Raw genomic sequence first — 20,020 nt, 5'->3', positions numbered from 1 at the left:
CAAAGTGCGGGATACAGATGGCAACAGTAGTTTTAGGTGACTATATAACAACTGGAAAAGCCACCCTTATTTTAAATAAACAGGGCCATCTAAATATTTAGATGGCCCTGTTTTCTGTTATTTTTTTGATCCCTACGCCTCAATTTCGAATACTCATTGCTCAGTGCCTCGGCTTTATTTATTTGGCAAGTCGTCTATTTTGTCATTGTTCGCTGCAAATCGCCATCGCCCTTTAGCTCTTCAGATCAGTACGCAGACTCCTCTAGAAGGGTTATCCCCGTTAAGTTTGCTTCATTATTCTTCAGAAAAGCATAGGTCAGCCGATCAACCTTGCAATCGGAAAACTCCACTTTTTAAATTTTCTATTGTATTTAAAAAAGGTATTCAAGATGGTGGCTCCCTGAAATTTGACTTTATAAAACCCACAGCCCTCAAAATGACAGTCTTCGATCATACCTTCAAAAATAACATCACTGATCCCCGTATTTTTAAATGAAGTGTGTTTCAACACGGCATTGGTCATTTCATTGCTCTCAAAACAACCAGTATCAAATCTGGCACCGGTAAAATCTGCATCAGAGAAATTACACTTTCCAATATTGCTTCTGGAAAAATCAGCATCAATAAAGGAGCAACGGTTAAACTGATTCTTTAGTAGATTAGAAGACTGTATTTTACTGTTTGTCAGGTCTGAAGAGGAGAAATCACATAATTCAATATTGTTCTTGCCAAGTATCAACCCCGATAGATCTGCGTTTATAAACTTGCAATTTTTTATATTGGAAGAGCTGAACTGTTCTTTCAGGTTCTTTAAACCCGAGAAATCTGCATTTTCCCAGTTGCCTTTCGACATATCCCAGCTACGGCCAACCTGATTTTCAGATTTCGATACCGGCTCAGTTAGGTAAGCCTGCTGATCGGTAAACTCCCGATCCGTATGATCAATCTGATCCCTATGAAAACTTTCGGAAAAGTAATTGAGGTCTACAGCAAGTATCTCCGCTAGCCTGTTCAATGTCATGATATCTGGCATAGATTCACCCCGCTCCCATTTACCTACTGCTTGTGGACTGATCGAAACCTGCTGCGCAAGTTCGGCCTGTGAAAGATTTGTTTTCTTTCTTGCTTCGGCTATTTTATTGCCGATTGATTTAGAATTTAGCATCATGTCTTTATATTTTTTTGATACTACAAAGTTATTTTGCAGGCCAGTATCACAGCGAATAAACAGCGCTACCCTTAGTTGTATTTACACTACTTATTGTTGTATTTAACAATCTATGGTTGTATTCCTCTCTTTTAATAAAATATAAGCGTTATTTTTCCGATCGTACTACGGGTAGCATAGCATTGGAAATTTAGATAATCCGTCTGCGTTTGAACCATAAATAGATGATTATAGAAATAATTGCCATTACCCCGAGCGTGATAAAATAGCCAAAGCGCCACTTCAATTCGGGCATATTTTCAAAGTTCATCCCATAAATTCCTGCTAAAAAGTCAATGGTAAAAAGAATGCCGAAAAAATAGTCAGCAATTTCATGACATCATTGCTTTTTTGGGCATTGACAGAATGGTAGGTGGTCAATAAATTGTTGGCATTTTCGATGACTTCATCATAACTGAGTATCAGATTCAATAGTTTGTCTTTTATATCCTGCAAAGCAGTCTTGTTATTCTCCGCCACCTCAATTTGGTGGGTTACGTTCTGAAAAATCTGTAAAAGTTTTTTTGTAATCCGGGTCTGTGCTTTCAGGAAATATAGATCTTTTAAAGACACCCTTGCATAGTCTTTAAGAAATATTGTTTGTTCTATTTCGATGATCTTTTCGTCCAGTGTATCCAATGGTGTTTGGTAAGTTTCAACCATTTTATAAATCAAATAGACCAGTAGTTCTTCCGAGGTTTCATATTTTTGCTTTACGGTGTCTAAGAAAGCAAATTGGCTACGGTGTATCGTGATAAGCTTGTGTCCATTGTAGAAAAAGGCTATTTTATTTGATAATTCATTGATTGTCGTTGCCCCCTTTTCAATGGTGGATGTAAATGCCCTCAATATCAAAAAATTATAATTGGGTTGACTTTCAAACTTGGGCAAATGCCCCGGTTCCAGGCTATCCTTTATCTGAAAATAGTCTAATTGATATTCTTCAGCAATTTTGTTCAGGCTTTCTTTGTCCGGTTGACAGATATCTATCCAAACGAAGTTATCAAATTGGGTTCTATGTTGGTCAATAGTTTTCATCGAATTTTTATTTTCTTCTACTTTAAAAGCTGACTTTACATGCGCATCTATCCTTCCAGCTAAATGGTTGTTTATCCTTACATGCCCCTTCGAAATTAATAATATTTCAATGGATTAGTTTGCTCAGCCCAAGAAAATTTTTGAGATGATTAGACTTATATGCTAACTCCTATATAAAAAAACCTCCTTCCTTTTGTCTGTAAAAAGAAGGCGATTCTTATGGTGTAAGTGCGTTGAAAAATGCGGGATTTTATAAATCCGCTTAATCAGAATCAGGTCTGATCAATGGATGGTCGGACTGCTATAAGACCTTCGTTTTTTTCTATACCTAAATTTTGTACTGTACTGGGATCAAAAAGCATGGCTGTGCAATAACAGTTTTTGAATTCCTTTTTCTTCAGGTCTGGGTAGTTAATGCAGTTCTGACATTTGTCCCAAAAAGAAGGGTCCTGAGTGATTTCCGAGAAGCTGACTGGATATAACCCCAATTTTGAATTGATTTTCATGGTAGCCAACGAAGTCGTAATTCCAAAGATCTTTGCTTTGGGGTATTTTAATTTCGAAAGTTCGAAGATCTGTCTTTTCATAAGTGTTGCGATACCCTTACGTCGCCAGGATGGCGAAACGATAAGACCGCAATGCGAAATAAATTCCGCCTCGGCATAGGCTTCCAGATAAATATAGCCAATCCATTCCCCGTTTGAGTCAATGCGATGACCGCATTACCCTCAAGGATCTTGTTGCAGATCGACTGTGGGGTCCTTGTCCCTATTCCCGTGCCCCTTGCTTTTGCTGATGAAGCCGTTTCCGCTGAAATCTCCATCGCATATTTTAAATCCGCTGCTGTTGCTGTTCGTACAATGATACGATCTGTTTCATCAGCAACCCTGGTGTCGATACTTGATTCACAAAAATTTTTCATATAAAAACTCATTTTTCAAATTGTTCATTTTGCAACTTTCAGTAAGTATCTGTCGAGGCCCTATCAACAGTAGTGCGGGTGCTACATATTCTCCATCCTTTGATGCCCTTCGAAAATTCATGCTATTTTTATTTCACTGATGCCAAAAGTATTCCATATTACAAAAAGAAACCGTATCACACTAGATACAAGAAACATACAGTAACTCACACAATAACTTTCAGAAGCAAGCTCTTTCATTTTGATAGCGAAAATTTCCATTATGAGAAGGAAATAAATGGGCCCATCCTTTAATGAACATGCATCGAGCTATTTCTTTAGGGGATCGTTGATCTGTCTATACCCTAGGCTTGCTCAGCTTCCAGCGAATAATAAACCAGCAGCCACGGATAATGCATCACTTGACACGAATAATAAATCACCCTATAACGAATTAAAACTGTACATTATTTTTACTGCCATACAATAAAAGCATGCCTCAACAACATGCGATGGTTTAACACAATTAAATAACAAACAATGAAAAAATTAATGATGAGTCTAGTAGCCCTAGCAGTGTTGTCAACTGCAGCCTCAGCTAAGACAATGGAAAATGCATCCCACAAAAATGCAACGGCCAAAACCTCTACTTACCGCCTTCCAAACACAAACACCATGGTGAAGGTAACCGAAGAAGTAACAGAGATGCAAAGCGGACTCACGCGCTGTGTTTTTGTCTTAACTTTTTAAGTTCTGATGATCTACATGTAGTAGGCACACACACTTCGGAGACCTATACCAATGGTAGCTGTGGAGATTTCTTCAGAGCTTGCAGAAAATGGTGGGGAGTGTAATCCCAATAGGTCAGTGTTCATACCTACCTATTGAATTAGTTTTTAAGGTTTAATCAGTGTTACAAAAACACGACATGAAGCGGGGATATCCCCGCTTTTCCCAAACTAAATAACATGTATAAATATTATATATTCTCTCTGTTTCTGTCCCTTTCGGGAACTTCTTTTGCACAACGGCTTCATGCGATCTATGAATATATGCCCTCGCCAATGGCTACATTTAAAGAGCAGGTCTATTACGATGGAACGGTGAAGATAGCCGTTCGTGATTCGCTACCAAAACGCAACCAAGATATCAACAAGGATATCGACGGGGAGGTAGCACCTACATTTTCGATGACCATCGGCTCGGGCAAGCTCTACAACAAGGTCGTGATACAGCAAAACAATGTTGCACAACAATTAGAAACCCGTTCTATCGATGGCATTAATTACCTGGTGACCGACCAATTTCCGTCACTGGTCTGGAATACCAACTACACTGATGTCGATACTTTGGGCAAATATGTGTGTCACAAAGCAACAGCACCTTATCGGGGTACTACGCTGGTTGCTTATTACACGAATGATATTCCCGTACCAGTGGGACCATCAAAATTTGGTGGATTACCGGGACTTATCGTCATGCTTTACAACGAAAGTGCCAATCCCAACTACTGGTATTTGAAGGAGGTAAATTATCCCTACGCTGGCAATACACCGATCAATGATACATACATTTACGCTTTGCCTAAACTCACGCTGGAAGAATTTGTCAAGAAAAATGACCGAATTACCGAAGAGCGAATGCGCATTTTGTATAGCAAAATACCTGTAGTAGAGGGCGTGAACGTAGAAGGAAAAAAAAGTTCGTGGTAGTGTAGAACAAGTATATGAATGGGAACATCAATAAGCTGGCATTGCTACTGCTCGGGCTTTGTCTGCGCTGCATAGCTGCTCAGGCCCAAGTTGCAATCCACGGAAGAGTCAGCTCAATGGAAAGGTATTGGGCAGTGTGCGGATTGAATTACAACGTGACGTTGATGCCAAAATGCTGGCCTATACGTTTAGTGATAACGAAGGGAAATACCATTTACAAACAACGCAAAGCGGAAAATTCACCTTGCTGTACAAGGCACTCAGCTTCGTACCAGTTTCTCTGCCCCTAAAAGCGACACAGCTTGATACCCTGATTGATGTGCAGCTTGTAGCCGGCGGTGTAGAGCGACTACAGGAAGTGATTGTTCATTCCAAACAACCCTATCGCCGTGGTAGAGACACCATCGAACTAACGGTAAAATCCTTTTTGCAAGGTGACGAACGTTCGGTAGAAGATTTACTCCGAAAGATTCCCGGTATCAATGTAGGTATCGATGGTAGCATCAAAATAGGCGATAAGGAAGTGGAGAAAGTGATGGTGGAAGGAGATGATTTTTTTGAAAAAGGATACCGCCTACTGACGCAGAATATGTCTGTACAGCCACTGGAAAAAATTCAGGTGCTGCAGCACTATTCCAACAACAAGCAATTGAAAGGTATCGAAAACTCAAACAAGGTAGCCCTAAACCTCCAATTGAGGGAGGATAGCAAAGCGCAATGGCTGGGTTCGGTAGATGCACAGGGAGTTCCTATAGGTCCAAAATACTATCAGGCCAATGCCAACCTGATGAATTTTGGAAAAAAACAAATATTATCTATTGGGCAGTGCCAATAACAACGGGGTTGATGCCGTTAGCAGCATCAATCACCTGATCCAATCCGGATCGGCCGATGAACCTGGACAAATTGGTATAGGGATAAGCACACCCACCCTGATCGACAATACCCCGAGCCTGCCCGACTTCGATTATAGGAGAACCAACTTCAATAATGATAAATTACTTTCTGTCAACACAATTCTTAATCCCACCAAACAGTTCAAAATCAAATGGTTGGGCTTTGCTAATCCAACAAAAAAATCATTCTACCGCAATACAGTACAGAACTATCGTTTGGAGGGATTCAATTTACCAATACCGAAGATTATCAATTTACCAGAAAGATTGATAATTATTTCACCAAATTAGAATTACAGTTCGAACCCAATGCGCAAACATCATTGAGCTATAGCGGTATACTCGGCTCCCTTGGGAAAAATGATGTGGCTGCCCTCCTCTTTAATGGTGACCAAAGTCAGGAGCTAACTAAAAGCAATGGCTATCTTACCAACCACAACCTCAGCTATAGCCACAAATTTTCAGAACGGGAAGCCCTAGTTAGTTCCATTCGCTGGATAGAGCAGCAATCACCCATAGACTACAGTATCGATCAATACTATTACGAAGACCTGTTTGGGAAAGGAGATATGGCTGGGTTAAAACAACATATCGAAAATGATCTGCGCTATATTGGTGCCACCACGCACTATCTAAATCGACAAAAAAACGGTGATTTTTTTGAACTAGCCGTGAGCTCAGCTTATCAGCAGCAGCAACTGAACAGCCAATTAATACTGCAGGCCGATCAAGAAAAGGCCGGGGAAAGGGATATCTACCCTGAGGGCTTTTCCAATAAGATGGATTTGACAGTGTTCCAGACCAATCTTACTTCCAAATATACCTTTAAACAGAGCAAATGGGAATGGACACCCCGTCTGCAAATTGGTCTTGTACACAATAGACTAACAGATTTTGGAAAACACAGTCATAAAAATAACCTACAATTTTCTCCTGGCCTAGTGGGCAAATGGGCCTTACACCGCAAAGGACGGCTAGAGACAGAACTTTATTTTCAACAACAGAATACTGCGTTGGCCGAACTTATTCCCCATTATTACACAACAGGGGTTCGAAATTTTATAAAAGGAATGAGTAATATAGCTACTTTAAGTAGTTCAGGTGCCACACTCACATACACCTATGGTAGTATGACAGATCGTTTTTTTGCCAACCTCAATATCGGGCATCAGATTTTATTTGATTATGTTGGTACAGAGAGCAGTCTGGATCCCAATTTCAATCTCGCGCAACAGCTATTGCTCAAAAACAAAAGAAGCAGCTTTTATAAAACAGACCTGAATTATTACCTCAAAGTCCTAAGCGGAAATTTCCGTCTGGATCTAGGTGTAAATAACGCGGAGTACGAAACAGTGGTGGCTGGATTGGGCAACAGACAAATCCATACAGACACATACGATTATGGATTATCATTCAGAAGCGTTTGGAAATCCCGATTAAATATCTATACCGGATATACAATACAGTCTATTACCTATCGCTCAGAAAGTAAGAATACATTAAAAAATAGCCGCGGATTCCTGAATATATTTTTGAATATGGGCAAAAATATACAGTGCAATCTAAAGAATGAGTCCTATCGTTTTGGCAGTTTCCTTGGTCAAGATTCCAAAACCTATTATTTTTCGGATTTGTCCTTATCATATGAACTGAGACAGCATCGTACAAGATTTAACATGAGCGCAAAAATATCTTCAATACCCGCTTTTTCAGAAATGCCGAATTAACCGATCTCTACAACAGCAACACTGAATACAAACTGTTACCAGGCTATATTAGCTTTGGGATAGATTATAGCTTTTAAATTTCTACTGTAAATTTAATTTTCGAGCTTACGATATTTCAATTAAAGGGATTTAATCAATTTTCTAATTATGAAATATTTACTACACCCTTACAAAATGAAAAAGATGGTCTATAATCGAGCGAGAAATCCTAATCATTCTCCTCCAGCTCAAACAATTCTTCAATAGATTAACAATGCGCTTTAGCAACCAAAAACGGTATCTATAGAAAACACAAAATTCCGGCGCCGTATTTTTCAACATAAATTTGTTACAATCCACATTGTTTACTATAATTGCCAGACGGATAACCATGCAAAGTGTGCTATATAATGATGAACAAGAGCTGCTAACCAAGCTGCAGCAAGGCAGTTCCACCGCTTTTCAGGAACTCTATAATAAGTATTATGGATTGCTCTATCTGCATGCTTCCCAAAAATTACAGGATCGCGAAGCGGCAAAGATCTTGTCCATGACCTTTTTTCCAATATCTGGCAAAAAAAACAACGCTGATCATTCAAGGAAAAATATCCTCCTATCTCTATACAGCTATTCGGTACCGCATCATTGACTATCTAGCCAAAGAACAGACCAAGACAAATTATTTGGACTCACTTTCGATATATCTGGACAATAAGGTATCGGAAACCGATCATCTCCTGCGCGAACGACTCCTGCAGGAACAGATTGAACAAGTACTCAAAAAGCTTTCGCCCAGAGTACGGGAAATATTTGAATTGAGCCGCAAGCAGTACCTTAGTCATAAGGAGATTGCCGAAAAACTAAATTTATCTGAACATAGTGTCCGCAGCTATATCAAAGAGGCCCTGCGCCTGCTGCGGGCCAAACTTGGTGGCCTACTCTGGACATTATTGGTGCTATATTGCAAAATATTTTAAATTCTCCCCCTATCCCCGCTTTCATCCGTCCTATATACGTAACCATACAAACGTATCATGGCAAACCAAAATCTGTTTGAAGCACGACACCTATTGGAAAAATATCTTTCAGGGCAATGTGATGAAAATGAAAAAGCAAAAGTAGAGGAATGGTATCTCACCTTCAATCAAGAGGGCTTTGATCAGACAGATGAAGAAATTATTTCAGATTTTATTGAACTACAGAAAAGATTAAAGCAAATCCCTGATGTTGCCAAGCCCAAGCGCAGACGCTATGTTGCTGCCGCAGCGGCTGCTCTATTCTTGCTACTGACTACAGGTCTGTTATGGCAGCAAATGTCAAAAGATAAACGAGCGGCATCACATACAGCCATCACCCATGATATTCTACCGGGTACCGATCGAGCCCAGCTATCTATAGATGGCCAGGCGCCCATCGCGCTCGACGGTCAGAAGGAGGGACTGATTTCAAAAGGCCTTGCTTTGCGCTATGGCGATGGCACAGCCATTACCGAGACCAATAAAGTACAGCTAGTGACCCTATCAACCCCCATCGCCGGGCAGTTTCAGGTGACACTACCAGATGGCACCAAAGCCTGGCTCAACGCTTTGTCTTCTATACGCTATCCTACGGCCTTTGATGGCCCCGAGCGCAGCGTCCATATTACCGGCGAAGTGTATCTGGAAGTTTCGAAAAATCGGGCGAAGCCATTTATCATCCATACCGAACAGCAACGTATCGAAGTTTTAGGCACCAGTTTCAATGTCAACGCCTACCAAGACGATGATCAGACACTAACGACGCTCGTATCCGGCAGCCTTCAGGTTACCGACGTAAAATCAGCTGCACAAGTTACCTTAAAACCAGGGCAGCAGGCTATCGTTGGTAAAGAAAAAAATATCCAAGTAAACACGATCAATGTCGAGGACAGCTATGCCTGGAAAAATGGGCTGTACATATTAAACGAGGAACCACTAAGTCAATATGCCCGAAAAATTGAACGTTGGTACGATGTAGAGGTTGATATGGGGCCCTACGGAAATACACGACTATCCGCTATTATACCGCGAGATGCCAAATTATCGGAAGTACTGCAAGCGATTGAACTTAAGTGCAATGTAAGATTTAATATCCAAGGAAGGAGGGTGACTGCTATGCGATAAATAGACTATTTTGATATTTGGATTCATTATCTGGCAATAATGTAATGCAGCCAGCTATCAGATCCTACCAACAACCATCATTATAAACCAACAGTACAGACCTTATTTATGATCTATCGTCCCCTGTAAATACGATATTCCATAAGGGTGTATTGCATATGAACTTAAAATATGAATAATCAATATCTAAGGTATGCTCTAAAGTACCTGAAACCTTCTCATTGCCATTTGTCCATGAAACTGACCATTGTGTTATTTTTTTGCCTCTATCATGGTTTCATTGGGCAACGCAAGCGCGCAGCGCATTACGCTAGACCAAAATCAGATCCAACTAAAACATATCCTGATCGAAATCAGCAAACAGTCTGGATATACCTTTATCTATGACGAAAAAGACCTAAAATCCATCCGACCAATTTCCATTAACGTCAGCAATCGGAGTGTCACGGAGACCTTGGACGAACTGTTATCTGGACAGCCACTCAGCTACCAGATAAAAGGTCGCTCTATTGCTATTTCAAGAAGGCAAATATCGAAAACAACCGTTAAGAATACAGAGGAAAGTATCGTTCAGAAACGGACGATAACCGGCCGAGTGACCAATGAAAATAACGAACCGCTTGCAGGCGTCACTGTTCTTGTCAAAGGAAGTATTGTAAGAACAAGTACCGGCTCACAGGGACAATTTTCTATCGATGTCCCTGATGAAAACAGCATACTAATCTTCAGTTCTGTCGGCTTCAATTCGCTGGAAGTTCCCACACAGGGCAAAAATCAGCTCAACGTGATATTAACAGTAGCCAACAGTAATCTGGAAGAAATTGTTGTTGTTGGTTATGCGACACAAAAGAAGGTAAACCTATCCGGCTCTGTTGCCAGCGTTTCGGGCAAAACCATCACTGAACGCCCAGCACCAAATATTCAGAATCTATTACAGGGCCGCATCGCCGGACTCGATGTCGTGCAACCTACTGGAGAGCCAGGTCGGGATAACGGTACCATGCGCATAAGAGGCTTGGGATCGAGCGGAGCTTCCTCCAATCCACTTGTTTTGGTCGACGGCGTTATCGGCTCGATCTCCAACCTGTCGCCACAGGATATCGAGAATATCACTGTACTCAAGGATGCCGCTTCAGCATCTATTTACGGTGCACGAGCAGCCAATGGGGTCATCTTAGTGACCACCAAAAAGGGAAAAGCAGGCACAAGCAATATTGAGTACAGCGGCAATTGGGGAACCAGTGAAGCCACCAAATACCCCGAGCTTATTACCAATTCGGTCACCTATATGGAAATGTACAATGCCGCACGGGCACGTAGTGGGCAACCCGCTGTCTATACACAGGCACAGATCGACAGCTATAAAAACAATCCCAATAACGAAGCCTATCCCAACTTTGACTGGCTCGACTATATATTAGGCAAGGGGCCAATCCAGAACCATAACCTGAGTTTCTCTGGCGGTAGCGAGAAAAGCACACATAACGTGTCGCTTAATTACTTAGATCAGAATAGCATCACCAAAGGATATGAATATAAAAGATATAATGGCTTGTTTGATTATGGCACACAGGTACATAAACGAGTTAAAATAGGTACCAATGTCAACTTTTCTTTTCAGGACCTCAGGGCTCCCTGGATGACCAATGATAACCTGCTCCTGCTAGCCTACGCGGCGGCACCTACCTTCAAACCCTGGCTACCTGATGGCAGCGGGCGATCAGCGGGTCGCGACTATATGAGTACAGGTGGCACCAACCGTACCCCGGAAGAGGTTTACAATACGGGGTCACAGCTCACCAAAAACTATAATGTCAATGCCCAAGCCTATATGGATGTGGATATTATCTCCGGTTTGAAGTGGTCCACAAAAGCAGCCTTTACGTTCTTCAACCAAGATTACAGACAGCGCCAGTTTGGAAGTCCAGCCTTTGCTTACCATCCCAATGAAAATGGTGAATATCAGCAATCTGGAAATGGAAACCCAAGTTTTGTTGGTCTGCAACAGAGCTCAGGACGCAACCTGACCAAAACCTTTTATTCCACACTTCAGTACATCAAAACCCTGGCCAACGACCATAATATTAGCGTATTGGGCGGGTATGAGCAACAGGATAACAGGAGTACCAGCATTGGTGGCGGTCGTTATGATTTTCCGAACAATACGATTATGGAACTGGACGGAAGTTCACCTAAAGACCAGAACCTCAATGGAAGTTCGTTTGAATGGGGCCTCCGATCATTATTCGGAAGAGCCAACTATGACTATAAAGGAAAATATTTTGCCGAAGCAAATATCCGTTATGATGGTACCTCACGCGTCGACCCACAATACCGATGGGGTACCTTTGGTGGCGGATCCGCTGCCTGGCGTATCTCGGAAGAGGATTTTATCAAAAATAAACTTTCCTGGATCGATAATCTGAAGCTCAGAGCATCATATGGTGCCTTGGGGAATCAGGAAATTACTCGAGGCGGAAACCTGGATTATTACCCCTATCAGGATATTCTCAGCACGACAACATATCCGTTTACTGGGCTTGAATCGGGCGCGATGAAAACACGCTTGGTGGAAAAAACCTACGTTGGGAGAAAACGGCAATCACCGACTTTGGGCTGGATGTGGATATCTACAAAGGTCTCTTTGGTGCTACAATAGACTGGTACTATAAAAATACGACCGATATATTGGAGGAGCGCACCGACGTTCCCGCAAGTCTGGGCTTAACACCGCCTATTGTTAACGCGGGAGCTATGGTCAATAAAGGGATAGAAATCGAATTGCGCCACCAGAATCAGATTGGCGAATTTACCTATGGCGCCAACTTTATTTTCAACCGTTACCGCAATAAAGTAACCAAGCGATTAGCAGAAACAATAGGAACGATTGAAGTAGGCCAGCCTTATAACAATTTTTTCCTGTATGATTGGATCGGTATTTTCCAGAGTCAGGCCGAGATTGACAATTCACCGAAGCAACCCAATTCGGGGACGCTCAAACCGGGCGACCTCAAAATGCGGGATGTGGACGGCAACGGTACCATCGGACCTGAAGACCGTATCCGAATCAGCCGCTTTCCAGATTACTCCTATTCTTTCAATCTGTACGCAGGCTGGAAAGGATTTAATTTCAGCGCATTCTTCCAGGGAGTACAAGGTCAAAAGGTACAGGTAAGCCAATGGGGCTATGAGCCTTTTATGCAAGGATCAGCTCCGCCGACCAAATTTTTGATGCATGGACACCGACCAACCCAAGCAATACTGTTCCGGCGGTCTATCTGACCGGATATGCAGGTGTCGCCGGTTATCCGTCCACCTATTTTCTTCAGGATGCATCGTACCTGCGCCTAAAAAATCTGTACCTGTCCTATACCTTTCCTACCGCAATCACCAATCGTATTGCAGCCAAGGGAATTACCGTATACGTATCAGGCGATAATCTGATTACCTGGACCAAGTATGAGGGCAACGACCCCGAAAGATCAGGATCAGGACGATTTGCACAGTTTCCGCAGATCAAAATGTATACAGCTGGTGTAAAGATCAGATATTGATCTAACCTATTTTGACAATAAAAAACGGATGTTAATAGATGATAACAACGATGAAAATAAAACAAATTGGCTTCATGGCAATCGCAACGATCGCTATGCTGAGCTCCTGCAGTAGCGACCTGCTTGATAAAAATCCTACTACTGCTATATCTGGCGAAACATTCTGGATGACTGATGCCGATGCACGCATGGCACTGACCGGCGTATATAGACGACTACAGGCCGGTTTTTTTTATGGGCAGGGCAAATTATGGCTGGACACCTACTCCGACAATGCCTTGGATCGGCATTCGTATTATGGTTTTGGTGACCTTACCCAGGGCATTGTCAATTCGACCAATGTCAGCGATGCATTCTACAACACTCCATATGCCGGTATTTCGGGGTGCAACTTTTTCTGGACAATATCGACAAGGCCCCGAGCACCGAAGCACAGAAAGTTGTATACAAAGCGGAAGCACGATTTATACGGGCTCTTTTCTATTTTGATCTCGTACAGGCCTTTGGTGCTGTGGTACTTTATAAAACTGAACCGAAAACCGTTGACGAGGGCAAAATCGCCAAAAGCTCAAAAGAAGAAGTCCTGGCATTCATTCACAGCGAGCTGGACGATGTGATCAGGGACTTACCAGATGCAGCTTATGCAGGGCATGCCGTCAGAGGGAGCGCACAGGCACTCAAGACGCGCGTATATCTTTTCAGCAAAACTGGACAGAAGCCGCTAAGTTGGCTGACCAGATTATGAAAGGCGGCAAATTTCAGCTCTATCAAGGCGGCTATCAAAATCTTTTTCTGACGGCTACGCAGCAGAATAATCCCGAGATCATGTTCTCCACCAAATACCTGGCCCCTAACAATCCGCAGGAGGTGAAGGCGTCTTGGTGGAAATCGGTTGGTACGGCGCTATTGCACCTTACCAGAACCTGGTCGATGCCTATGAAATGAAAAATGGAAAACGTATCGAGGAACCTGGATCGGGTTACGTCGCCACCGATCCGTACAGCAATCGAGATCCGCGCCTTACACTGACGATCAAGGTGCCTACCGAAAAATATCAATCCGGATGGATCGGTATTTGAAGAATCAGACCCTTGCTGACCGGCTATTCACAAAAAAATATGTGAATTTAGCCATGTTGCCATTCAACCGGACAAAGACACCGATGACCGATCAGAATATCGTCCATATTCGCTATGCGGATGTGCTACTCATGTATGCCGAAGCAAAAATGAAGTAAGCGGTCCTGATCAGAGCATTTATGATGCCCTGAATGCAATCCGCGAGCGAAGCGGTGTGAATATGCCCAAAGTCAACACATCCGTGTATAACACAAAAGAAAAATTACGCGATTTTATTTTGCATGAAAGGCGGATTGAATTGGCCTTGGAAGGACATCGTTACTATGATCTTAAAAGGCGCAATCTGATGCAAAGTACGCTGGCACCGCTCAAAAATCCAGGCGGCGCCCCATTGCGATTTGGTGAAATCAACAATGTCTTGCCTTTTGCGCAATCAGAACTGGACCGAAACCGGCAGCTCGTTCAGAATCAAGGGTATAATTAAGCAGTTCGTTCGCTTTACTTTTTATGGTTCCAAGCTGCAAGGTTTGGAACCATAATGGTTTACTGTGGATAATATTCATGTCGATCATTTTATGAAAGAAAAACTGTTCGAAGCGAAATTTGTAATTTAAAGCGGAAAAATTAGCGCGCAAAAAAATATCTTGTCCCTATTCTGAAACTTGTGTTTGCACAAAAGTCTCTGCGAGCTCGCGCATCCAATTGTTGAAATCTGCTTCCGAAGGAATCTCCAGTTTCTTGCGCAATCTATTTTTACGCACCTGTACAGCCCGGATGGTGACATAGGTATACTCTGAAATATTTTTGGTCGAGAAATTAAGAAAGGCCATCGCACAAAACTCCAATTCCGTGCTTCTCATCTTCGGATCAAAGGTTTTCAATGCCTGTATAAACTGTGGATATAATTCGGTAAATAAAGTCAGGAATTCCGGATTATTACTTTTGGCCAGCTCTATCAGGTTATTGAATTTGTTTTCGCCGATCTGCTCCGTCAGTTCCCTGTTCACTGTTTCTGTCTCCTGTAAAGCCTCTTCTTTTTGTTCAAAACCTTACGATTGAGCTTGAATCGCCAAACAAAAAATGAGATCGTCACAGCAAGCAATCCCAATGCAATGATTGAAATCCGGACTGATTTTGAAACCTTGGTGGAAGATTCCTGATCTTTTGATTTCAAAATCTGATTGAGAGCCATATCGATAACCTGTCTATTTTCCTTTTCTAGGGAATCGTTGAGCCGGCTAAATGCCAACTCATATTCATCTGCTTTAGTCTTATCTAAGTTGTATTTTCGATAATAATCAGATAAATATCGATAAGTATCCCTAGTAAAATTTCTGTTTCCAACTTTTCGCATATTCACTAGACTCTTCTGATAAAAAGCCAAAGCTTTTTGATGATTGCCTTTCTTTTCTTCCAGATTCGCCAAGTAAGTAAATGTATTATAATACACGGAATTTTGTATTTATCAACGAGTGTTAATGATCTATCAAGGTATTGTTGGGCTTTTACAAAATCGCCTTTCTTAATATATAATTGTCCAAGATCATCATATGCTCCCAAAAACATAGTCGCGGCGCTTTCCTCATTAAAATCTCGTAAAACACTCAATTGAAGCTCAATATATTTTTGCAAGGAATCCAGTTGTCCCATTTGATCAAAAACTGTACTTAAATTTCCATAAGTATACAGATAGGAAATTTTTGTGCTTCACCCGTCAAATTCTTAACGCATGCCAGTTGTAAATGGTACTCCCGGATAGCCTGTAGATACAATCTAAGGCGGGTGTAGGCCCTTCCACGTACCCGATGGACTTCGGATTGCATAATTATCTTTTCCTTGTAATACTTTGTATTTTCAACAAATGCAAGATGCTTTACCCCTCTTTGAACAGGCCCAAATTTACAAGCGCATTGGCTGCTGAAAAATGGGATCTTGCTTTGCCACCATCATCGTTAATCGCATTTGACAAATCAAGTGCCTTTAAAGCCGTTTCCAGTTGCGATAAAGATTCGCCATTCGCCTCGAATTCTCTCGCTGTATTCAAGAGTGAATCAACCTCTTGTTTTCGGTCATCAGCGGCAACTGCATTAAGTGTAAATAAGAATAGAATTAAAAATAGAAATTGCTTCTTCATTTAATAGGTTGTCAATTTATTAGGCTGTTACTTCCAGCAACAATTTAGGCTTTTTCGGTCCCAAAACATTACTGTGCGAATCTAAGCATTTTAAAACACTCAACGGATAAAAAATCATTTTTCGGAATATCTTCCGCTCGCTCAATAACCTTAGCGATTCTTTACTGCTGCACGGAATACCCCATAGCCCTTATTTTAGGGTTGTCCCGATCTGCCTTTGCTCCAGTTCAACAAGCGGCTTTCGTTGGATCTGATCGCGCATCCAATTGTTAAAATCCATATCAGAGGCAATATTAAGCTTTTTGCGTAATCTATTTTTCCGTACTTGCACCGCACGCACCGTTACAAAAGTATATTGCGCAATATTTTTAGTCGAAAAATTCAGAAAGGTCATCGCACAAAATTCCAATTCGCTACTGCGGATTCTGGGGTTGATTGTTTTTAATGAGGCCACAAACTCAGGATAGATTTCATTGAACAAAGCCAAAAATTCAGCATTATTGTTCTTCGCTAAAGCAATTAAATTGTTGAAGTTATTCCTTTCCATTATACATCGTTTTTCAGTAAGTTATATTCTCATATTCCGTCCCTTGAGCTAAATACCTTCGCTCAAGAACTGACAATTATTTTTGTTTTCCGGAGGAAATAGGCAATTACCCTTAATTAAACTCGACAGGGCTCCATCTTCCCTATCGAGTAAATCCAAATATATTATCAGGGACCTTCACGCAAATTGGTCCGAGCGATAATTCAATACAGCCAGCACCCAAAAGCTCTTAACAAGATGTTTTTGCTGTGCTTTTATCCAGCAGCTTCTCCACCGGAATATCCGGCCTGATTCTGCTTGACAAATATTTGCATTAAAAGAAAGAATCAAAAAAACCGCCTTTCACATTGATATCACACTTTGTAAAAAATTGAAAAACAAGACATTACCATTACAAAAACCAACTATAATTTAACAGGAAGAGTTGAACGGAGTCCGTTACCCCTTAAAACAACAGGCCCTTTTCAGAAGATGGCCTGTTATTTTTCTATATTTCCACTACTTTTTGATGTCTAATTGGACCAACTCTGTCTCGTTATTCAGCGATTAAAATTCAGCCGAGCATAAAAAAGCTCGACAGGAATCTATTCAAAACCTGTCGAGCCAACTCGGATGAATTAAACAATACGGAGCTGGAATTACCAGTTGATTAAACGATTGTCATCGTCTGCGTTGTCCCAAGATTCTTGGGGATCGTTGGTCGTTGTTGCAGCTGAACCTGCCGCAATACCTTGCTCCAATTCTACTGCCAATGCTTCAATGCGTGGACTTATATAAACTTTCTTTTCTGTGTTTTTCATGATTTGATCAATTTTTATTGTTATTCCTAACTAAGTTATTAGCGCAGACTATGGACAAGTGATCTTTTTCTACCACTACCGGCACCGACCATTTTAGTTGCTCCTTGTACAACTTGCGTAATTTTTACGGTATTGGATGTAGAGCTCCAAGGCACTGTATTGAAAGAACCCTGTGTCAATACCAATGGATACAATTCTCCGCTGTTACTTTTACTACCATACATGGTCACTTCACCCGTGCGGCTAATGACTACGCGAATAACAGGATTGGCTGCACTACCGGTCAAGTTGTATACCTGAGGTACAGTACCACCTTCTGTATTATTTCCACCATAAAGACTCCCGTCCGCAAACTGTACATTCCGGGGGCGATGGCGATGCCTGCCTCAAACTGGATCTCTTGCGTTGCCAATTTTAGACCGTTTACCTCCATATTAAAGGAATTATCCAGTTGCTGAATATCAAACACAAATCCATAGTCAGCGCCGGGAGCAGTTAACGTTTTGGTCACAACATATCCTGCTGGCCGAGCTACTCCGTCAACAACAGCACCGGATCCAGAAGCCGGATAGGTCCAGTTCAAATCCGCACCACCCGTTACCGGTTGTGTACAAGTCTTGAAGTTCAGGTTGAGGTTATAACGTTGTCCCGGAACAATATTTAAACCTGCTACAGATACATTATTCTTCGTTTCGCCATCAATGGTAATCGATCCAAATTTAAATACCCCGTTTGTTGCTCCTGGGTGGATCAATAGCGTCGGTGTACTGGACACCGTACGTAGGCCGGCTCCCAATACCGGAAATACAACATTGGCTGTAGCGGTGGATCCATTGTAAGTGATCGTACCATCAGCCAATTTTAAATTAGCGCTAGGATGTGTAGGGTCAATCGTCGTCGTTCCCAAATTGGTAATGGCTCCTGTCATTTCAGTCGCCATGCTCAAGTTGGTCGTTACCTGACTATACTGATGTTTCAATACCACAGCCAGGTTGTTGTCCCCGGCTGAACCGCTAAATCCTTCTTGAAATACATCAGATCTGCACTGACGTTGTCCAGGCTAGCATTCGCAAGATCAGCTTGTGCTGTTACTGCCGGAACAGTCGCGGTACTATTGACCGAATAAGCGACAAAAGTATAAGTCTGTCCCGCATCCAATGCGATTGCAGTCGAATTATCGACGGAATTGGTATAGGTCTTTTCTGTTACATAATCACCCGCAGCATTATACACCACGATTTTATACTTGATGTTATCTGCCAATGGCGTTCTCTCCTCGGTAACCGCTGCACGGGTTCCGGACGAGGCCCGCAACAGGTTGCCACTTGTTGCGGACGGCTCGCTGGTCAATGTTGCTTCAAAAGAACTTGAGTTGGTCAAAGGGACCACTACGGTCTGGGCTACCCCTGTAGTGCTGCCGCCTTTACCTGCTTTCTTTGTCGTGGTGATTGGATTTTCTACGCCCAGTAGTTGAATACTGACGCTAGCCTTACCGCTTGACGCTATACTGTCTTTGCTTTCCTTACAGGAATACAACGATCCACACACCAAAGCCGATAGAACCAGTGCTCTCCAACCCTTCATTGTCTGTGCTTGTAAAATCATTTTCTTAATTTTTTTGATGAGAATAATTGTTTTAATTAATTAGCTGCAAATATTCCAATAATTTCTCATTAAGAAACAAACAACACATATCACAGATGTATCACACATCAAAACACCTTTATACTAAATACACGAAATTAAATGGAAAAATATTATCACCACAAGACATAAACAAACCAACAAAAGGTCCTTTATAGCGGTTTAGTCCCCTGTTTTTGCGAGCAACATAAAAAAACAAATTTAAAAACCTACCTATCAACACATTAAAAACAGTGATAGTAATGAGATAATAATGTGATATGTCCATATCATCGTTTATTTTCGTTCTCCGGTATCTTTGAAATACTGTACGATGATACGCTTGATATAGCAAGGTTATATATTTAAACAACCCAGCCCCAGCGAAGGAACCAGCTTGAACAAAACGATGAAAACAGAAAGCAGAGGTGCTCAGATCACGAATCGATATTTACTATTTTTGGACAGACATATTGAGGATGTTATACAAGGTCGTACGATAGCGTTCATGGAGATCAATAGGATTGCCCGTGAACTGGCCATTTCACACAAACATCTGATTTATACCGTTCAAAAAGAAAAAAATGGACTGGGGAGACACCGGGGAGTTTTAGGGCGAAAATAAAAAGACTAATCTCACGACTAGTCCTTTTATTTTTTAGGAGTCCTTTCGAACTCGTTT

25 protein-coding genes and 2 pseudogenes are annotated in these 20,020 nt (G+C 41.7%); 14 read left to right on the top strand and 13 right to left on the bottom strand.

What is annotated here, in order from left to right; translation table 11 throughout:
• Positions 1-316 precede the first annotated feature (316 nt).
• The 4 genes and pseudogenes from KUH03_RS33210 to KUH03_RS33195 all read right to left on the bottom strand — a co-directional run bounded on the left by KUH03_RS33210 (position 317) and on the right by KUH03_RS33195 (position 3,167).
• Entirely contained in the window at positions 317-1,168 is an 852-nt protein-coding gene (locus KUH03_RS33210) for a pentapeptide repeat-containing protein (RefSeq protein ID WP_257088591.1), read from the bottom strand.
• Between the two features lie 190 nt (positions 1,169-1,358).
• A pseudogene (locus tag KUH03_RS33205) lies at positions 1,359-2,245 on the bottom strand (CorA family divalent cation transporter).
• Positions 2,246-2,517: 272 nt separating this feature from the next.
• Positions 2,518-2,892, bottom strand: a complete 375-nt coding sequence (locus tag KUH03_RS33200) for a hypothetical protein (RefSeq protein ID WP_373564871.1) — start codon at positions 2,890-2,892, stop codon at positions 2,518-2,520.
• Positions 2,829-3,167 carry a hypothetical protein gene (locus KUH03_RS33195; protein WP_257088589.1) on the bottom strand — a complete coding sequence of 113 codons (339 nt, stop codon included), beginning with the start codon at positions 3,165-3,167 and terminating at the stop codon, positions 2,829-2,831. Before KUH03_RS33195 ends, KUH03_RS33200 begins: the two co-directional genes overlap by 64 nt.
• 519 nt (positions 3,168-3,686) lie before the next feature.
• On the opposite strand from KUH03_RS33195, the gene KUH03_RS33190 reads away from it, so the two are divergent.
• The 13 genes and pseudogenes from KUH03_RS33190 to KUH03_RS49515 all read left to right on the top strand — a co-directional run bounded on the left by KUH03_RS33190 (position 3,687) and on the right by KUH03_RS49515 (position 14,718).
• A complete protein-coding gene (locus KUH03_RS33190; RefSeq protein ID WP_257088588.1) occupies positions 3,687-3,896 on the top strand; it encodes a hypothetical protein in 210 nt (69 codons plus the stop codon).
• A 218-nt stretch (positions 3,897-4,114) separates the two neighbouring features.
• Positions 4,115-4,858: a GLPGLI family protein gene (locus tag KUH03_RS33185; protein WP_257088587.1), complete on the top strand. Its 744-nt coding sequence runs from the start codon at positions 4,115-4,117 to the stop codon at positions 4,856-4,858.
• A 58-nt stretch (positions 4,859-4,916) separates the two neighbouring features.
• Positions 4,917-5,693 (top strand): hypothetical protein, encoded by a 777-nt coding sequence (locus KUH03_RS33180; RefSeq protein WP_257088586.1) that lies wholly within the window; start codon positions 4,917-4,919, stop codon positions 5,691-5,693.
• The gene (locus KUH03_RS33175; RefSeq protein ID WP_257088585.1) at positions 5,677-6,045 is read left to right on the top strand and encodes a hypothetical protein; all 369 of its coding nucleotides are present in this window, start codon (positions 5,677-5,679) and stop codon (positions 6,043-6,045) included. Before KUH03_RS33180 ends, KUH03_RS33175 begins: the two co-directional genes overlap by 17 nt.
• Positions 6,046-6,077: 32 nt before the next feature.
• The gene (locus tag KUH03_RS33170; protein ID WP_257088584.1) at positions 6,078-7,481 is read left to right on the top strand and encodes a hypothetical protein; all 1,404 of its coding nucleotides are present in this window, start codon (positions 6,078-6,080) and stop codon (positions 7,479-7,481) included.
• Positions 7,482-7,851: 370 nt separating this feature from the next.
• Positions 7,852-8,109, top strand: a complete 258-nt coding sequence (locus tag KUH03_RS33165) for an RNA polymerase sigma factor (protein ID WP_257088583.1) — start codon at positions 7,852-7,854, stop codon at positions 8,107-8,109.
• Positions 8,030-8,437, top strand: coding sequence for a sigma-70 family RNA polymerase sigma factor (locus tag KUH03_RS33160; protein WP_306429839.1), 408 nt, complete (start codon positions 8,030-8,032; stop codon positions 8,435-8,437). The genes KUH03_RS33165 and KUH03_RS33160 overlap by 80 nt, the downstream gene beginning before the upstream one ends.
• A 57-nt stretch (positions 8,438-8,494) precedes the next feature.
• Entirely contained in the window at positions 8,495-9,601 is a 1,107-nt protein-coding gene (locus KUH03_RS33155) for a FecR family protein (RefSeq protein ID WP_257088582.1), read from the top strand.
• A 280-nt stretch (positions 9,602-9,881) separates the two neighbouring features.
• Entirely contained in the window at positions 9,882-12,260 is a 2,379-nt protein-coding gene (locus KUH03_RS33150) for a SusC/RagA family TonB-linked outer membrane protein (protein ID WP_257088581.1), read from the top strand.
• The gene (locus KUH03_RS33145; RefSeq protein ID WP_257088580.1) at positions 12,224-12,883 is read left to right on the top strand and encodes a TonB-dependent receptor; all 660 of its coding nucleotides are present in this window, start codon (positions 12,224-12,226) and stop codon (positions 12,881-12,883) included. The genes KUH03_RS33150 and KUH03_RS33145 overlap by 37 nt, the downstream gene beginning before the upstream one ends.
• A 657-nt stretch (positions 12,884-13,540) precedes the next feature.
• Positions 13,541-13,900 carry a RagB/SusD family nutrient uptake outer membrane protein gene (locus KUH03_RS49520; RefSeq protein WP_373564533.1) on the top strand — a complete coding sequence of 120 codons (360 nt, stop codon included), beginning with the start codon at positions 13,541-13,543 and terminating at the stop codon, positions 13,898-13,900.
• Positions 13,901-14,036: 136 nt separating this feature from the next.
• Positions 14,037-14,234, top strand: coding sequence for a RagB/SusD family nutrient uptake outer membrane protein (locus KUH03_RS33135; protein ID WP_257097560.1), 198 nt, complete (start codon positions 14,037-14,039; stop codon positions 14,232-14,234).
• A pseudogene (locus KUH03_RS49515) lies at positions 14,219-14,718 on the top strand (RagB/SusD family nutrient uptake outer membrane protein). Before KUH03_RS33135 ends, KUH03_RS49515 begins: the two are co-directional and overlap by 16 nt.
• A 166-nt stretch (positions 14,719-14,884) precedes the next feature.
• On the opposite strand, the gene KUH03_RS33120 reads toward KUH03_RS49515, so the two are convergent.
• From KUH03_RS33120 to KUH03_RS33080, 9 genes are all read right to left on the bottom strand, one after another.
• Positions 14,885-15,241, bottom strand: a complete 357-nt coding sequence (locus KUH03_RS33120) for a hypothetical protein (RefSeq protein WP_257088577.1) — start codon at positions 15,239-15,241, stop codon at positions 14,885-14,887.
• Entirely contained in the window at positions 15,238-15,618 is a 381-nt protein-coding gene (locus tag KUH03_RS33115; protein ID WP_257088576.1) for a hypothetical protein, read from the bottom strand. The genes KUH03_RS33120 and KUH03_RS33115 overlap by 4 nt, the downstream gene beginning before the upstream one ends.
• Positions 15,594-15,884, bottom strand: coding sequence for a hypothetical protein (locus KUH03_RS33110; protein WP_257088575.1), 291 nt, complete (start codon positions 15,882-15,884; stop codon positions 15,594-15,596). Before KUH03_RS33110 ends, KUH03_RS33115 begins: the two co-directional genes overlap by 25 nt.
• 223 nt (positions 15,885-16,107) lie before the next feature.
• Positions 16,108-16,368, bottom strand: coding sequence for a hypothetical protein (locus tag KUH03_RS33105; RefSeq protein WP_257088574.1), 261 nt, complete (start codon positions 16,366-16,368; stop codon positions 16,108-16,110).
• A gap of 190 nt (positions 16,369-16,558) precedes the next feature.
• Positions 16,559-16,915 carry a hypothetical protein gene (locus KUH03_RS33100; protein WP_257088573.1) on the bottom strand — a complete coding sequence of 119 codons (357 nt, stop codon included), beginning with the start codon at positions 16,913-16,915 and terminating at the stop codon, positions 16,559-16,561.
• Positions 16,916-17,553: 638 nt separating this feature from the next.
• Positions 17,554-17,715, bottom strand: coding sequence for a hypothetical protein (locus tag KUH03_RS33095; protein ID WP_257088572.1), 162 nt, complete (start codon positions 17,713-17,715; stop codon positions 17,554-17,556).
• A 38-nt stretch (positions 17,716-17,753) separates the two neighbouring features.
• On the bottom strand, positions 17,754-18,002 hold the full coding sequence (locus KUH03_RS33090; RefSeq protein WP_257088571.1) for a hypothetical protein: 249 nt from the start codon (positions 18,000-18,002) through the stop codon (positions 17,754-17,756).
• Positions 17,999-18,700: a fimbrillin family protein gene (locus KUH03_RS33085; protein WP_257088570.1), complete on the bottom strand. Its 702-nt coding sequence runs from the start codon at positions 18,698-18,700 to the stop codon at positions 17,999-18,001. The genes KUH03_RS33090 and KUH03_RS33085 overlap by 4 nt, the downstream gene beginning before the upstream one ends.
• Positions 18,691-19,320 (bottom strand): hypothetical protein, encoded by a 630-nt coding sequence (locus KUH03_RS33080; protein WP_257088569.1) that lies wholly within the window; start codon positions 19,318-19,320, stop codon positions 18,691-18,693. The genes KUH03_RS33085 and KUH03_RS33080 overlap by 10 nt, the downstream gene beginning before the upstream one ends.
• A 427-nt stretch (positions 19,321-19,747) precedes the next feature.
• On the opposite strand from KUH03_RS33080, the gene KUH03_RS33075 reads away from it, so the two are divergent.
• Positions 19,748-19,963 (top strand): hypothetical protein, encoded by a 216-nt coding sequence (locus tag KUH03_RS33075; protein WP_257088568.1) that lies wholly within the window; start codon positions 19,748-19,750, stop codon positions 19,961-19,963.
• Positions 19,964-20,020 lie beyond the last annotated feature (57 nt).

Origin of the sequence: Sphingobacterium sp. E70, from assembly GCF_019285695.1 — a bacterium.
Taxonomy (GTDB): Bacteria; Bacteroidota; Bacteroidia; order Sphingobacteriales; family Sphingobacteriaceae; genus Sphingobacterium; species Sphingobacterium detergens.
Note: the sequence above shows the minus strand (reverse complement) of the source record. Positions and strands in the feature narration are given on the sequence as shown.